Annotated in this window: 14 protein-coding genes and 1 rRNA gene; 13 read left to right on the forward strand and 2 right to left on the reverse strand. The window is 61.7% G+C overall.

Features of this window, described 5'->3' with window-relative positions:
- Positions 1-129: 129 nt before the first annotated feature.
- The 4 genes from rrf to ACI7M0_RS03025 all read left to right on the forward strand — a co-directional run bounded on the left by rrf (position 130) and on the right by ACI7M0_RS03025 (position 4,067).
- Positions 130-245, forward strand: a 5S ribosomal RNA gene (gene rrf / locus ACI7M0_RS03010).
- Positions 246-504: 259 nt separating this feature from the next.
- On the forward strand, positions 505-1,164 hold the full coding sequence (locus ACI7M0_RS03015) for a paraquat-inducible protein A (protein WP_020190949.1): 660 nt from the start codon (positions 505-507) through the stop codon (positions 1,162-1,164).
- Positions 1,151-1,774: a paraquat-inducible protein A gene (locus ACI7M0_RS03020; RefSeq protein ID WP_012051109.1), complete on the forward strand. Its 624-nt coding sequence runs from the start codon at positions 1,151-1,153 to the stop codon at positions 1,772-1,774. Before ACI7M0_RS03015 ends, ACI7M0_RS03020 begins: the two co-directional genes overlap by 14 nt.
- On the forward strand, positions 1,767-4,067 hold the full coding sequence (locus ACI7M0_RS03025) for a PqiB family protein (protein WP_129933644.1): 2,301 nt from the start codon (positions 1,767-1,769) through the stop codon (positions 4,065-4,067). Before ACI7M0_RS03020 ends, ACI7M0_RS03025 begins: the two co-directional genes overlap by 8 nt.
- A 235-nt stretch (positions 4,068-4,302) precedes the next feature.
- Here ACI7M0_RS03025 and rpsT read toward each other — a convergent pair whose 3' ends face one another.
- Positions 4,303-4,581, reverse strand: a complete 279-nt coding sequence (gene rpsT / locus ACI7M0_RS03030; protein ID WP_003247625.1) for a 30S ribosomal protein S20 — start codon at positions 4,579-4,581, stop codon at positions 4,303-4,305.
- A gap of 250 nt (positions 4,582-4,831) precedes the next feature.
- Between rpsT and murJ the strand changes: the two genes are divergently transcribed.
- The 6 genes from murJ to ispH all read left to right on the forward strand — a co-directional run bounded on the left by murJ (position 4,832) and on the right by ispH (position 12,167).
- Positions 4,832-6,370: a murein biosynthesis integral membrane protein MurJ gene (murJ, locus tag ACI7M0_RS03035; RefSeq protein ID WP_129933645.1), complete on the forward strand. Its 1,539-nt coding sequence runs from the start codon at positions 4,832-4,834 to the stop codon at positions 6,368-6,370.
- Positions 6,371-6,488: 118 nt separating this feature from the next.
- Positions 6,489-7,439: a bifunctional riboflavin kinase/FAD synthetase gene (ribF, locus tag ACI7M0_RS03040; RefSeq protein ID WP_129933646.1), complete on the forward strand. Its 951-nt coding sequence runs from the start codon at positions 6,489-6,491 to the stop codon at positions 7,437-7,439.
- Positions 7,436-10,267, forward strand: a complete 2,832-nt coding sequence (gene ileS / locus ACI7M0_RS03045) for an isoleucine--tRNA ligase (RefSeq protein ID WP_129933647.1) — start codon at positions 7,436-7,438, stop codon at positions 10,265-10,267. The genes ribF and ileS overlap by 4 nt, the downstream gene beginning before the upstream one ends.
- Positions 10,260-10,775 carry a signal peptidase II gene (lspA, locus tag ACI7M0_RS03050; RefSeq protein ID WP_003247609.1) on the forward strand — a complete coding sequence of 172 codons (516 nt, stop codon included), beginning with the start codon at positions 10,260-10,262 and terminating at the stop codon, positions 10,773-10,775. Before ileS ends, lspA begins: the two co-directional genes overlap by 8 nt.
- The gene (gene fkpB / locus ACI7M0_RS03055; protein WP_010951871.1) at positions 10,768-11,205 is read left to right on the forward strand and encodes an FKBP-type peptidyl-prolyl cis-trans isomerase; all 438 of its coding nucleotides are present in this window, start codon (positions 10,768-10,770) and stop codon (positions 11,203-11,205) included. Before lspA ends, fkpB begins: the two co-directional genes overlap by 8 nt.
- A 14-nt stretch (positions 11,206-11,219) precedes the next feature.
- Positions 11,220-12,167 carry a 4-hydroxy-3-methylbut-2-enyl diphosphate reductase gene (gene ispH / locus ACI7M0_RS03060; protein ID WP_010951872.1) on the forward strand — a complete coding sequence of 316 codons (948 nt, stop codon included), beginning with the start codon at positions 11,220-11,222 and terminating at the stop codon, positions 12,165-12,167.
- Between the two features lie 76 nt (positions 12,168-12,243).
- On the opposite strand, the gene ACI7M0_RS03065 is transcribed toward ispH, so the two are convergent.
- The gene (locus ACI7M0_RS03065) at positions 12,244-12,726 is read right to left on the reverse strand and encodes a GspH/FimT family pseudopilin (RefSeq protein WP_129933648.1); all 483 of its coding nucleotides are present in this window, start codon (positions 12,724-12,726) and stop codon (positions 12,244-12,246) included.
- Between the two features lie 109 nt (positions 12,727-12,835).
- Here ACI7M0_RS03065 and ACI7M0_RS03070 point away from each other — a divergent pair, with 109 nt between their 5' ends.
- The 3 genes from ACI7M0_RS03070 to ACI7M0_RS03080 are packed head-to-tail and all read left to right on the forward strand — an operon-like array spanning position 12,836 to position 14,120.
- Positions 12,836-13,018, forward strand: coding sequence for a prepilin-type N-terminal cleavage/methylation domain-containing protein (locus ACI7M0_RS03070; protein ID WP_049588116.1), 183 nt, complete (start codon positions 12,836-12,838; stop codon positions 13,016-13,018).
- Entirely contained in the window at positions 13,015-13,659 is a 645-nt protein-coding gene (locus tag ACI7M0_RS03075; protein ID WP_129933649.1) for a PilW family protein, read from the forward strand. The genes ACI7M0_RS03070 and ACI7M0_RS03075 overlap by 4 nt, the downstream gene beginning before the upstream one ends.
- On the forward strand, positions 13,656-14,120 hold the full coding sequence (locus ACI7M0_RS03080) for a hypothetical protein (protein WP_129933650.1): 465 nt from the start codon (positions 13,656-13,658) through the stop codon (positions 14,118-14,120). Before ACI7M0_RS03075 ends, ACI7M0_RS03080 begins: the two co-directional genes overlap by 4 nt.

A 14,120-nucleotide genomic window follows, 5' to 3' on the forward strand; every position in this document is an offset into this window, starting at 1 on the left:
AACACCCAAGCAATTTGCTGACGCAGATTGCGGTGGTGAAGACGAAAGACCCGAAAATTCGTAAGACCACAAATATCGCATATCCGGATTCGCTGGGCTGTCCATCTGGACATTCTGGCAACAGAATTTCTTGACGACCATAGAGCATTGGAACCACCTGATCCCATCCCGAACTCAGTAGTGAAACGATGCATCGCCGATGGTAGTGTGGGGTTTCCCCATGTGAGAGTAGGTCATCGTCAAGATTCATTTCGCAAAACCCCTATCTGCGCATGCAGGTAGGGGTTTTGTCTTTGTGGGCAAAAAAACTCGACCTGCGCGAATCACTGCGGGAGCGGAGATGGCACCGGCTTCGCCGGTGTTCGCGGGTAAACCCGCTCCTACAAGGGAAGGGTGCAATGCCAGGCAGGGGCGCCCCCCGCACACCCTTCAGGACAACGTCGCCTCCCATAATTCGAGTCAGAACACTAGAATAGCCCCCACGCACCTATACAGAAGCGCTCTATGTCCAATTCTGTCGAACCTGAAACCCTGGCCCAGCTGCCGTTGGACGAGCTTGTCGCCTGCCATGAATGCGACCTGCTGCTGCGCAAGCCCGTGCTGCAGCATGATGAGAAAGCCCAATGCCCGCGCTGCGGCTACGAGCTCTATGCCCACCGGCACAATGTGGTCAATCGCAGCCTGGCCTTGGTGCTGACGGCCCTTTTGCTGTTCGTGCCGGCCAATTTCCTGCCGATCATGCAGTTGCACCTGCTTGGCCAGACTTCGGACGATACGGTCTGGAGTGGCGTGCTAGGCCTGTACAACTCGGGAATGCGCGGTGTTGCCGTAGTGGTACTGCTCTGTAGCATGGTCATTCCGCTGGCGAAGCTGCTCTGTCAGCTGGCCGTGCTGTTGAGCATCCGCTTGAACTTCGGGCGTGACTACGGCCTGGTCTTCTACCGCATCTATCACCACCTGCGTGACTGGGGCATGCTCGAGGTCTATTTCATGGGGGTGCTGGTGGCCATCGTCAAACTGGTGGACCTGGCCGAACTGACCGTGGGCCTTGGGCTGTTCTGTTTCATCAGTCTGTTATTGATCCAGGTGTGGCTCGAAGTGGTGATGTCGCCCCACCAGATCTGGAGTGCGCTATCGGGGGAGGACCTGCATGCGGGCGATTGACGCAGGCATTGTTGTCTGCAATGAGTGTCACGAGCTGAACAGGCAAGAGCCAGACAGCACTTCGCAAACCTGCACACGCTGCGGCGCTGTCGTGCATGCACGCCGGCCGAACAGTATCGTGCGCACCTGGGCGTTGCTGATTGCGGCGTCGATCCTCTACATCCCGGCCAACATACTGCCGATCATGACCGTGAGTACCCTCGGTCAGGGTAGCCCGGACACCATCATGTCCGGTGTCATCACCCTGCTCAAGCACGGCATGGTGCCCATTGCGGCTGTGGTGTTCATTGCCAGTATCCTGGTCCCCACGTTCAAGCTGGTGGGTATCGGCTTGCTGTTGTACTCCGTTCAGCGGCGGCAGCCGCTTTCGGCCCGGCAGCGGATATTGATGTACCGCTTCATCGAATTCATCGGGCGCTGGTCCATGCTGGATATCTTCGTCATTGCCATCCTGGTGGCAGTGGTGAATTTTGGCCGAATAGCCAGTGTCGAAGCCAACCTGGGCGCTGTCGCCTTCGCAACTGTGGTGATCCTGACAATGCTTGCCGCTTTAACTTTCGATCCCCGACTGATTTGGGATAACACGGAGTCGGATGACGACCATGAGTGACCTGCCAACGGCTAAAACCCGCCCAGCCTCGAACTGGTCGGCCATCTGGATCCTGCCTTTGATTGCGCTGATGATCGGTGGCTGGCTCGCGTGGCAGGCCTACCGCGACGCTGGCGTGGAAATTGAAGTCCGCTTCGAGTCGGGAGAGGGTATCGTTGCCAACAAGACCGAGGTCATCTACAAAGGCATGCCGGTTGGCAAGGTGAAAAGCCTGGTGCTCGACGCCAAGGGCGACACGCAGGGGGTGATCGCTACCATCGAGATGAACAAGGCTGCCGAGCCCCATCTAACCAAAGGCACGCGTTTCTGGCTGGTGAAGCCGAGTGTCAGCCTGGCCGGTATATCTGGCCTTGAAACACTGGTGTCGGGTAACTACATCGCCGTTAGCCCGGGAGAGGGGGAACGTACCAAACGCTTTGTGGCATTGAAGGTGGCGCCACCGCTCTCGGATTCTGAACCAGGCCTGCACCTGACCCTCAAGGCCGACAGGCTGGGCTCGCTCAACCGTGACAGCCCGGTTTTCTACAAGCAGATTCAGGTAGGCCGGGTGAAAAGCTACCGCCTGTCAGAGGACCAGAGCACCGTAGAGGTGAAAGTCTTCATCGAGCCGGCCTACGCCAGCCTGGTGCGCAAGCACACGCGTTTCTGGAACGCCAGCGGTGTCAGCATCGATGCTTCGCTTTCGGGTGTGAAGGTGCGCAGTGAGTCGTTGTCGAGCATTGTGGCGGGTGGTATCGCCTTCGCCACGCCGGAGTACCGCAAGGACAGCCCTCCCACCGATCCGAGCCTGCCGTTCCGCCTGTACGAGGACTTCGATGCCGCCCAGGCGGGTATCCGGGTAAAAGTGAAGCTGAGCGATTATGAAGGCCTGCAGGCGGGTCGCACGCCGGTCATGTACAAGGGCATCCAGGTGGGCTCGCTGAAAGCCCTGAAGATGGAAGACAACCTGGCCAGCGCTTCGGCCGAGCTGACACTCGACCCACTGACCGAGGACTACCTGGTAGACGGGACACAGTTCTGGGTAGTCAAACCGTCGATTTCCCTGGCGGGAATCACTGGCCTGGAAGCGCTGGTCAAAGGTAACTACATCGCCATTCGTCCTGGTGAGAAGGGCGCACGGCCAGAGCGTGAGTTCGAGGCGCGTGCCAAGGCGCCGCCGCTCGACCTCAAAGCGCCGGGCCTGCACATGGTGTTGTTCGCCGACACCTTGGGTTCGCTGGAAATCGGCAGCCCGGTGACGTACCGCCAGGTGAAGGTGGGTAGCGTGCAGAGCTATCAGTTCGCCCGTAACAGCAACCGCATCCTGATCGGTGTGCATATCGAGAAGGAGTACGAGAAGCTGGTCAATGGTTCGTCGCGCTTCTGGAACGTCAGTGGGATCACCCTGACCGGCGGCCTGTCGGGCATCAAGATCAAGAGTGAGTCGCTGCAAACACTGATGGCCGGCGGTATTGCGTTCGATACACCACGGCCCGATGTACCGCTGAAACGGCACATTCCACGCTTCCGCCTGCATGACAGCCAGGAAGCGGTGAACCGTGCGGGTACGTTGATCACCATCCGTGTAGAGCGTGCCGATGGCCTGAAACCGGGCACTGCCATCCGCTTCCGCGGCCTGGATGTGGGCAGCATCGAGAGCGTCGACCTCACCGATGACCTGCAGGCGGTGCTGCTACGGGCGCGCATTACCGAATCGGCGGATCGCATTGCCCGTGCCGGTACTCAGTTCTGGGTGGTCAAGCCGGCCCTGGGCCTGGTGCGCACTGAAAACCTGGACACCTTGATAGGTGGGCAGTACCTGGAAGTGCAGCCAGCAGCCAAGAACCGTGGGCCACAGCGCGATTTCATCGCCCTGGCCGAGGCACCGGAGGTAGCTGGGCCAGAGGTCGGCCTGCCATTGACGCTCAGTGCGCCACGCCGCGGCTCGATCAAGCCGGGTGTGCCGGTTACCTATCGTGAGGTTACGGTGGGCAAGGTGACAGGCTTCGAGCTGGGCCAGAGCGCTGACCGCGTGCTGATTCATATCCTCATCGAGCCGCGCTATGCCGCCTTGGTGCGCAGCGGTAGCCGCTTCTGGAACAGCAGTGGTTTCGGTTTCGACTGGGGGCTGTTCAAGGGCGCTACAGTGCGTACCGAGTCGGTGGAAACCCTGATCGATGGCGGTATCGCCTTCGCAACGCCAGATGGCGAGCAGATGGGTAACCCGGCACGGCCGCAGCAGACCTTTGCCTTGTTCGAAGAGGCCGAGGATGAATGGCTGCAGTGGGCACCGAAGATTCAGATCGCCAAGTGATGTAAAAGTAGGGCCGCCAAGCGCGGCCCTACTTTTTTGTGGGAGCGGCCTTGCGTCGCGAAAGGGGCGCGTAGCGGCCCCTCGGTTTCAGCGCAGAAGCTGAGATTGCCGGGGCTGCTCCGCAGCCCTTTCGCGACACACAGAGATCGAGTCCCACATGGAACTGGGCCCGCAAGCATAAATCGCAGGCAACAAAAAACCGACCCTAGGGTCGGTTTTTCGACTAGCGCGTCGCTTAGGCAGCTGCAGCTTCTTTCAGCGCCTTGATGTGGCCATTCAGACGGCCTTTGTGACGAGCAGCCTTGTTCTTGTGGATGATACCCTTGTCGGCCATACGGTCGATTACAGGTACAGCCAGAACGTAAGCGGCTTGCGCTTTTTCGGCGTCTTTTGCGTCGATGGCTTTAACTACATTCTTGATGTAGGTGCGGACCATGGAACGCAGGCTGGCGTTGTGGCTGCGACGCTTCTCAGCCTGTTTTGCACGTTTCTTGGCGGAAGGTGTGTTGGCCACCGTCGAGCTCCTCGAAAGACTTTAGGTAAATAGCAAACAAAATAGGCCGCGAATCATGCCGATCAGTCGAGCGGATGTCAAGGCCACCTGCAAGGTTCCGCCGAGCGGTGCGCCAACAAGCGGGAAAGATTCCTTTCTGCTGCGCGACCTGTACACTCGGGAATTTTTGGCTCCCCTGCGAAGGCGCGGGAGTATCGCACATTCGGACGCTGTCTGGCAGCGTCCTCTGTCATTGGCGTGAATCTTTTCGATGAACCTGCTCAAATCCCTGGCTGCAGTAAGCTCGATCACCATGATTTCGCGGGTGCTGGGCTTTGTTCGCGACACCATCCTGGCCCGCATCTTTGGTGCTGGTGTCGCTACCGATGCCTTCTTCATCGCGTTCAAACTGCCCAACCTGTTGCGGCGCATCTTCGCCGAAGGCGCATTCTCCCAGGCCTTCGTGCCGATTCTGGCCGAGTACAAGACCCAGCAGGGCGAGGAGGCGACGCGCACCTTCATTGCCTATGTCAGCGGCCTTCTGACCCTGGTGCTGGCCCTGGTGACCGCCATCGGCATCCTCGCTGCACCGTGGGTGGTGTGGGCCACGGCCCCGGGTTTTGTCGACAGCACCGAAAAATACGAGCTGACCACCGACCTGTTGCGGGTGACGTTTCCTTATATATTCCTGATCTCGCTGTCTTCCCTGGCCGGAGCGATCCTCAATACCTGGAACCGCTTTTCGGTGCCGGCCTTCACGCCCACCTTGCTGAACGTGGCGATGATTGCCTTCGCCGTGTTGCTGACGCCGTACTTCAACCCGCCAATCATGGCGTTGGCCTGGGGCGTGCTGGCGGGTGGCCTGGCGCAGTTGCTGTACCAGCTGCCAGCACTGAAGAAGATCGGCATGCTCGTGCTGCCGCGCCTGAACCTCAAGGACGCGGGTGTGTGGCGGGTACTGAAACAGATGCTGCCGGCGATCCTGGGGGTGTCGGTGAGCCAGATCTCGCTGATCATCAACACCATCTTCGCCTCCTTCCTGGTGGCCGGCTCGGTATCGTGGATGTACTACGCCGACCGCCTCATGGAGCTGCCTTCCGGTGTGCTGGGCGTTGCCCTGGGCACCATCCTGCTGCCGACCCTGGCCAAGACCTACGCCAACAAGGACCGCGAGGAGTACTCACGGATTCTCGACTGGGGCCTGCGCCTGTGCTTCCTGCTGGTACTGCCCTGCACCCTGGCGTTGGCCATTCTTGCCGAGCCGCTGACCGTTGCGCTGTTTCAATATGGCAAGTTCAGCGCGTTTGATGCGGCCATGACCCAGCGAGCGTTGATCGCCTATTCCGTGGGCTTGCTGGCGATCATTCTGATCAAGGTACTGGCACCTGGCTTCTATGCGCAGCAGAATATTCGCACGCCGGTGAAGATCGCAGTCTTCACCCTGGTCTGCACCCAGCTGTTCAACCTTGCCCTGGTCGGCCCGCTTGCACATGCCGGCCTGGCGTTGGCGATCAGCCTCGGTGCCTGCCTGAATGCCGGTTTGCTGTTCTGGAAGCTGCGCAGTCAGCAGCTGTTCGAGCCTCAGCCTGGCTGGGCAGTGTTCCTGCTCAAGCTTGTGTTGGCGGTGGCGCTGATGTCGGCAGTACTGCTGGCGGGCATGCACTATATGCCGGCCTGGGAACAGGGCATCATGCTTGAGCGCTTCCTGCGGCTTGGGGCGCTGATCCTGGCGGGCGTCGTGACGTATTTTGGCTGCCTGTACCTGTGTGGCTTCAGGCCCCGGCATTTCGCTCGCAAGGCCTTGCACTGAGGCTTTTGGCGGGTCAGGCGTCGGTTTTTCGCATTCCACGCCGCCCTTGGGCGCTGCTGCCTGTCACCAGCGCCCGGGTGTGGTTATAATCGGCCACTTTATGAGCAAGAAGCGCGTTATGCAGCTGGTTCGAGGTCTTCACAACCTGCGCCCCGAGCACCGGGGCTGTGTCGCCACCATTGGCAACTTCGACGGGGTTCACCGCGGCCACCAGGCAATCCTGGCGCGCCTGCGCGAGCGCGGTCAGGCCCTGGGCCTGCCGACCTGCGTGGTGATCTTCGAACCGCAACCACGCGAGTACTTCGCACCGGATACCGCGCCAGCGCGCCTGGCTCGGCTGCGCGACAAGATCGAGCTGCTGGCGACCGAAGGCATCGACCGGGTGCTGTGCCTGGCGTTCAACCAGCGTCTGAGCAAGCTCAGTGCCGATGCCTTCGTCAAGGCCATCCTGGTCGACGGCCTGGGCGTGCGTCATCTCGAAGTGGGCGATGACTTCCGCTTCGGCTGCGACCGCGCTGGCGACTTCGCTTTCCTGGTCGAGGCCGGCAACGCGTACGGCTTTACCGTCGAGGCCGCCAACACGGTCATCCAGGATGGCCTGCGGGTCAGCAGCACCGAAGTGCGCAAGGCCTTGTCCGAGGGCGACTTCGAACTGGCCGAACACCTGCTGGGCCGCCCGTACCGCATTACAGGCCGCGTGCTGCACGGCCAGAAGCTGGCCCGCCAGCTCGGCACACCAACCGCCAACATCCAGCTCAAGCGCCGCCGCGTGCCGCTGTCCGGGGTATACCTGGCCAGCATCGTGATCGACGGCAAAGCTTGGCCGGGTGTCGGCAATATCGGCGTGCGCCCCACCGTTGCCGGTGATGGGCACCCGCACCTGGAGATTCATCTTCTGGACTTTGCCGGCGATCTTTACGGCCGGCGCCTGACGGTGGAGTTCCACCACAAGCTGCGTGAAGAGCAGCGATTCGCCTCCCTGGAGGCGCTGAAGTCGGCGATCGATGCGGATATCGCCGCCGCACGTGCACATTGGCACGCTCAACCGCTAACGAAGAGCCTGAAATGACCGACTACAAAGCCACGCTTAACCTTCCGGACACCGCCTTCCCCATGAAGGCCGGCCTGCCTCAGCGCGAACCGCAGATCCTGCAGCGCTGGGACAGCATTGGCCTGTACCAGAAGCTGCGCGAAATTGGCAAGGATCGTCCCAAGTTCGTCCTGCACGACGGCCCGCCCTATGCCAACGGCAAGATTCACATCGGTCATGCGCTGAACAAGATCCTCAAGGACATGATCGTCCGTTCCAAGACGCTGGCCGGCTTCGATGCGCCGTACGTGCCAGGCTGGGACTGCCACGGCCTGCCGATCGAGCACAAGGTCGAGGTTACCCACGGCAAGCACCTTTCCGCCGACCGTACCCGCGAGCTGTGCCGCGAGTACGCTGCCGAGCAGATCGAAGGGCAGAAGACCGAGTTCATCCGCCTGGGCGTGCTGGGTGACTGGGACAACCCATACAAGACCATGAATTTCGCCAACGAGGCCGGTGAAATCCGCGCCCTGGCCGAGATGGTCAAGCAAGGCTTCGTGTTCAAGGGCCTGAAGCCGGTGAACTGGTGCTTTGATTGCGGTTCGGCGCTGGCTGAAGCGGAAGTCGAGTACGCTGACAAGAAGTCGCAGACCATCGACGTGGCCTTCCCGGTTGCCGATGAAGCCAAGCTGGCCGCCGCCTTCGGCCTGGCCTCGCTGGCCAAGCCGGCCGCCATCGTGATCTGGACCACCACCCCGTGGACCATCCCGGCCAACCAGGCCCTGAATATCCACCCGGAATTCAAGTACGCCCTGGTCGACACCGGCGAACGCCTGCTGGTGCTGGCTGAAGAGCTGGTCGAGTCGTGCCTGAAGCGCTACAACCTGGAAGGTTCGGTCGTTGCCACCGCCCAAGGTTCGGCGCTGGAGCTGATCAACTTCCGCCATCCGTTCTACGATCGCCTGTCGCCAATCTACCTGGCCGACTACGTCGAGCTGGGCGCCGGTACCGGCGTGGTGCATTCCTCGCCAGCCTACGGTGAAGACGACTTCGTCACCTGCAAGCGCTACGGCATGGTCAACGACGACATCCTTACCCCGGTGCAGAGCAACGGCGTGTATGTCGACTCGCTGCCATTCTTCGGCGGCCAGTTCATCTGGAAGGCCAACCCGGCCATCGTCGAGAAGCTGAGCGAAGTCGGTGCGCTGATGCACACCGAAACCATCAGCCACAGCTACATGCACTGCTGGCGCCACAAGACCCCGCTGATCTACCGCGCCACCGCGCAGTGGTTCGTGGGCATGGACAAGCAGCCGAGCACCGGCGAGCCGCTGCGTGAGCGTGCGCTGAAAGCCATCGAAGACACCAAGTTCGTCCCGGCCTGGGGCCAGGCGCGCCTGCACGCGATGATCGCCAACCGCCCGGACTGGTGCATCTCGCGTCAGCGCAACTGGGGTGTGCCGATCCCGTTCTTCCTGCACAAGCAGACCGGCGAGCTGCATCCGCGCACTGTCGAACTGATGGAAGAAGTGGCCAAGCGTGTCGAGCAGCAAGGCATCGAGGCCTGGTTCAAGCTGGACGCCGCTGAACTGCTGGGCGCTGAAGCCGACCAGTACGACAAGATCGCCGACACCCTCGACGTGTGGTTCGACTCGGGCACCACTCACTGGCACGTACTGCGTGGCTCGCACGACATCGGCCACGCCACCGGCCCGCGCGCTGACCTGTACCTGGAAGGTTCCGACCAGCACCGCGGCTGGTTCCACTCGTCCTTGCTGACCGGTTGCGCCATCGATAACCATGCGCCATACCGCGAGCTGTTGACCCACGGGTTCACCGTGGACGAGAACGGCCGCAAGATGTCCAAGTCGCTGGGCAACACCATCGAGCCGGAGAAGGTCAACAACACCCTGGGTGCCGATATCCTGCGCCTGTGGGTTTCGGCCACCGACTATTCCGGTGAAATGGCCGTTTCCGAGCAGATCCTGCAGCGCAGTGCCGACGCCTACCGGCGTATCCGCAATACCGCCCGCTTCCTGCTGTCCAACCTGTCCGGCTTCGACCCGGCCCGCGACCTGCTGGCCCCGGAAGACATGCTGGCGCTGGACCGCTGGGCCGTGGACCGTACCCTGCTGCTGCAACGCGAACTGGAAGAGCACTACAGCGAGTACCGTTTCTGGAACGTCTACTCCAAGGTGCACAACTTCTGCGTACAGGAGCTGGGCGGCTTCTATCTCGACATCATCAAGGACCGCCAGTACACCACCGGCGCCAACAGTGTCGCCCGCCGTTCCTGCCAGACTGCGCTGTACCACATCAGCGAGGCGCTGGTGCGCTGGATCGCGCCGATCCTGGCATTCACTGCCGACGAAATCTGGCAGTACCTGCCGGGCGAGCGCAACGAGTCGGTAATGCTCAACGGCTGGTACCAAGGCCTGAGCGAGCTGCCGGAAGGCACCGAGTTGGACCGCGCCTACTGGGACCGCGTGATGGCAGTGAAGGCATCGGTCAACAAGGAGCTGGAAAACCAGCGCACCGCCAAGGTCATCGGCGGCAACCTGCAAGCCGAAGTGACCCTGTACGCCGACGAAGGCCTGAGTGCCGACCTGGGCAAGCTGGGCGACGAGTTGCGCTTCGTGCTGATCACCTCGGCCGCCAGCGTGGTGCCGTTCGCACAGGCACCGGCCGAAGCGGTAGCCACCGAAGTCGAAGGCCTCAAGCTGCAAGTGGTCAAGTCCGGCCACACCAAGTGCGGTCGTTGCTGGCACTTCCGCGCCGACGTCGGCAGCCATCCGGAGCACCCGGAAATTTGCGGCCGTTGCGTCGACAACCTGACAGGCTCGGGTGAGGTGCGCCACTATGCCTAACCCTGCAGCGGGGCGCTTCGGGCGCCTTGCATGGCTGTGGCTGAGCTTGCTGGTCCTGGTCATCGACCAGGCCACCAAGCTGTATTTCAACAACGCCCTGACCATGTACCAGCAGATCGTGGTCATTCCTGACTACTTCAGCTGGACCCTGGCCTACAACACCGGTGCCGCGTTCAGCTTCCTGGCTGACGGAGCGGGTTGGCAGCGCTGGTTGTTCGCCCTGATCGCCGTGGTGGTCAGCGCGGTACTGGTCGTCTGGCTCAAGCGCCTGGGGCGCAACGAGACCTGGCTGGCCGTGGCGCTGGCGCTGGTGCTGGGTGGGGCGATTGGCAACCTGTACGACCGCATCGTGCTGGGCCACGTAGTCGACTTCATCCTGGTGCACTGGCAGAACCGCCATTACTTCCCGGCCTTCAACGTGGCCGACAGCGCCATCACCGTTGGTGCGGTGATGCTGGCGCTGGATATGTTCAAGAGCAAGAAGTCCGAGGATCCGGTCCATGACTGACACCCGTATCGGCCAGAACACCGAAGTCACCCTGCACTTCGCGCTGCACCTGGAAAACGGCGACACCGTCGACAGCACGTTCGATAAGGCCCCGGCTACTTTCAAAGTGGGTGATGGCAACCTGCTGCCGGGCTTTGAAAACGCCCTGTTCGGCTTCAAGGCCGGTGACAAGCGCACCGTGGCAGTGGCCCCGGAGAACGCCTTCGGCCAGCCTAACCCGCAGAACGTGCAGGTCATGCCAAGGTCCAACTTCGAAGGCATGGAGTTGTCCGAAGGGCTGCTGATCATCTTCAACGACGCCGCCAACACCGAGCTGCCGGGTGTGGTCAAAGCGTTCGATGACGACCAGGTCACCATCGACTTCAATCACCCACTGGCTGGCAAGACCCTGACCTTCGAGGTGGAGATCCTCGAGGTGAAGGCCCTGTAAGCCTGGAGCCGAGCATGCAAATCAAACTCGCCAACCCTCGCGGCTTCTGCGCCGGGGTCGACCGGGCGATCGAGATCGTCAACCGCGCGCTGGAAGTCTTCGGCCCGCCGATCTATGTGCGCCACGAAGTGGTGCACAACAAGTTCGTGGTGGAAGACTTGCGTAACCGCGGCGCCATCTTTGTCGAAGAGCTGGACCAGGTGCCGGACGATGTCATCGTCATCTTCAGTGCCCACGGTGTTTCCCAGGCCGTGCGCCAGGAAGCTGCTGGCCGTGGCCTGAAAGTGTTCGATGCCACTTGCCCGCTGGTGACCAAGGTTCACATCGAAGTGGCCAAGTACAGCCGCGATGGCCGTGAGTGCATTCTCATCGGCCACGAAGGGCACCCGGAAGTCGAAGGCACCATGGGCCAGTACGATGCCAGCAACGGCGGCGCCATCTACCTTGTCGAAGACGAGGAAGATGTGGCCAACCTGCAGGTGCGCGACCCGGACCACCTGGCTTTCGTCACCCAGACAACACTGTCGATGGACGACACCAGCCGCGTCATCGATGCGCTGCGTGCGCGCTTCCCGAACATCGGCGGCCCGCGCAAGGACGACATCTGCTACGCCACCCAGAACCGCCAGGATGCCGTCAAGCAACTGGCCGGCGAGAGCGACGTGGTGCTGGTGGTCGGCAGCCCGAACAGTTCCAACTCCAACCGTTTGCGTGAGCTGGCTGAGCGCATGGGCACCCCGGCCTACCTGATCGACGGTGCCGAGGACCTGCAACGCGGCTGGTTTGACCAGGCCGCGCGCATCGGCATCACCGCCGGTGCTTCTGCGCCCGAAGTGCTGGTGCGTGGCGTGATCGAACAGCTCAAGGCCTGGGGCGCCACTGGCGCTGAAGAGCTGGACGGGCGCGAAGAGAACATCACCTTTTCAATGCCCAAAGAGCTGCGGGTTCGCTCGCTGATCTGACGGGCAGCACCGCCGCCAATGCAGGGGCTGCGTTGCAGCCCTTGCGCGACACAAGACCGCTCCTGCAATGACCGCGCTAGCAGCGGTCATTGCTCAGGTCCTCCGTAAGCAACCTGACTCTGCCGCTTGATGCCAGCACCACCTGATATCGGCTGCGAGCAGCGGCGCGTTCGCACATTTCCAGTTTTGCGCCCAACCAGCTGTTGCCCGATGTCATGGGCACGCCCAGCGCACTGAATTTGAACTGCTCACCGCGATTGCTGGTTATTTTCAGCGGCTTTGAAAGGCGCTGTTCGCGCAGCACCTGCCGGTTATGCTCCAGCACTACCCGCCAACCATTCCCCCAATTACCGTCCAGCGCCAGCACCAGCACCGGCTGACCCTGCAACAGCGCATGGCTGCGTGCACTGCGCAGCGCCTGCGCCAGATCACGGGCAGCCGCCGCCCGGTGCAGGTCATCGCTCATTCTGGCGTAGGCCGGCATGCCCAGTTGGGTCAGCAAAGCCGCCACGGCCAAGGCCGACATCATTTGTATCAGTGTTACGCCGCGTTGCTTCACCGTGCATTCCTCCCTGGACGTGCTTGGCTATAGCTTCCTGGCGGCTGGACAAGAGGTCCAGTCGCCCAGGTTGAAAGCAATGACGGGAAAAGTCGCAGGAGGTGCAGGGATGCACGCAAGGCAAGGGGGTATGACGCTTCTGGAAGTGTTGTTGGCGGTTGTGGTCGTGGCCGTGGGTATGTTCGCCGCAGCGGGGCTGCAACTGCAGGCATTGCAGGCTGTGGATAGCGCGCGTCGCAATGGGCAGGCGGCAATGGCGGCGCACAGCGAGCATGAACGGGGGCGTCGATGAGGCGCGGCCAACGTGGTTTTGGTTTGGTTGAGCTGATGTTGGCGCTGACTATCGGGTTGATGCTGTTGGCGGCCGCCAGTCAGCTCTTTGCATCGGCTCACCAGGCCTGGCGCCTGCAAAGTACTGCGCTGCGCATGCAGGATGAGGCGCGGCAGGCATTGCTGCGCATGGCCCAGGATATTCGCATGGCCGGCATGTTTGGCTGTTTGCGCCTGAAACCTTCCGATTTCGATGACCCGGCATTACAGCAGGTCTTCGCTCGCCCCCTGGTGATCGAAGCGTCCACCCTCAGCCTGATCGTGGCGGAGTTGCCTGGGCAAGCTGGCCGACCTGACTGGTTTCTGCACACCAATTGCCTGACCGAAGTGTCTGTCGATGCAGCGCGCAAGGCTGGGGACCTACTGGTGTACCCGGTCAGCAGGTATGTCTACCAGCTCCAGGACGGTAAGCTGAGGTTCAAACGCGGAAACAGCAAATTTCAACCGTTGGTTGATAATGTGCAGGCGATGCGTGTGGAGCGTGTGCAGATGGTGGGGGGAGAGCGGGTGGATATCAGCCTGACGCTCTACGAACCCACGCTCAAGGTTCAGCAGCGCCATGAGTTGAGCGTCGCAATCCGCAACCCGGTCCCCGCTTCATGACTCACCAGCGTGGCGTGGTTCTTCTACTGGCCTTGGTCCTGAGCGTCCTGCTGGGCCTGCTTGCCACATCTGCCCTGCGCGACGCGCTGGTGGAAACGCGAACGACCGGCTACCTGAGCGATGGCCTGATGGCGCTGGAAGAGGCTGAGGCCACTTTGCTGGCCGGGGTACGCGAACTTGAACGGGCGCCCCCTGACGTTTGTAACGCGTGCCTGCCACCGCCCAGGCCGCACGATCTGGTGGGGCAGTGGGAAAGTACCCAGACCGGCTTTTTCCAGCTGCAGAACCTGGGTGTCAGCGAACGTGCCGCGCACATGCCCGAAGGGCAGCCGGTTAGCCTGTTCCGGATTACCGCCGTCAGCAAGCAAAGCCGCTCACGGCATGTGCTGGAAGCGGTCTACGCCGTGGCCGGCAATCAAACCCAACGCATCACCTGGCGGCAAAGATTGCGAGGAGACTGA

Origin of the sequence: Pseudomonas sp. 10(2024) (assembly GCF_045164175.1) — a bacterium.
GTDB classification, from domain to species: domain Bacteria; phylum Pseudomonadota; class Gammaproteobacteria; order Pseudomonadales; family Pseudomonadaceae; genus Aquipseudomonas; species Aquipseudomonas alloputida.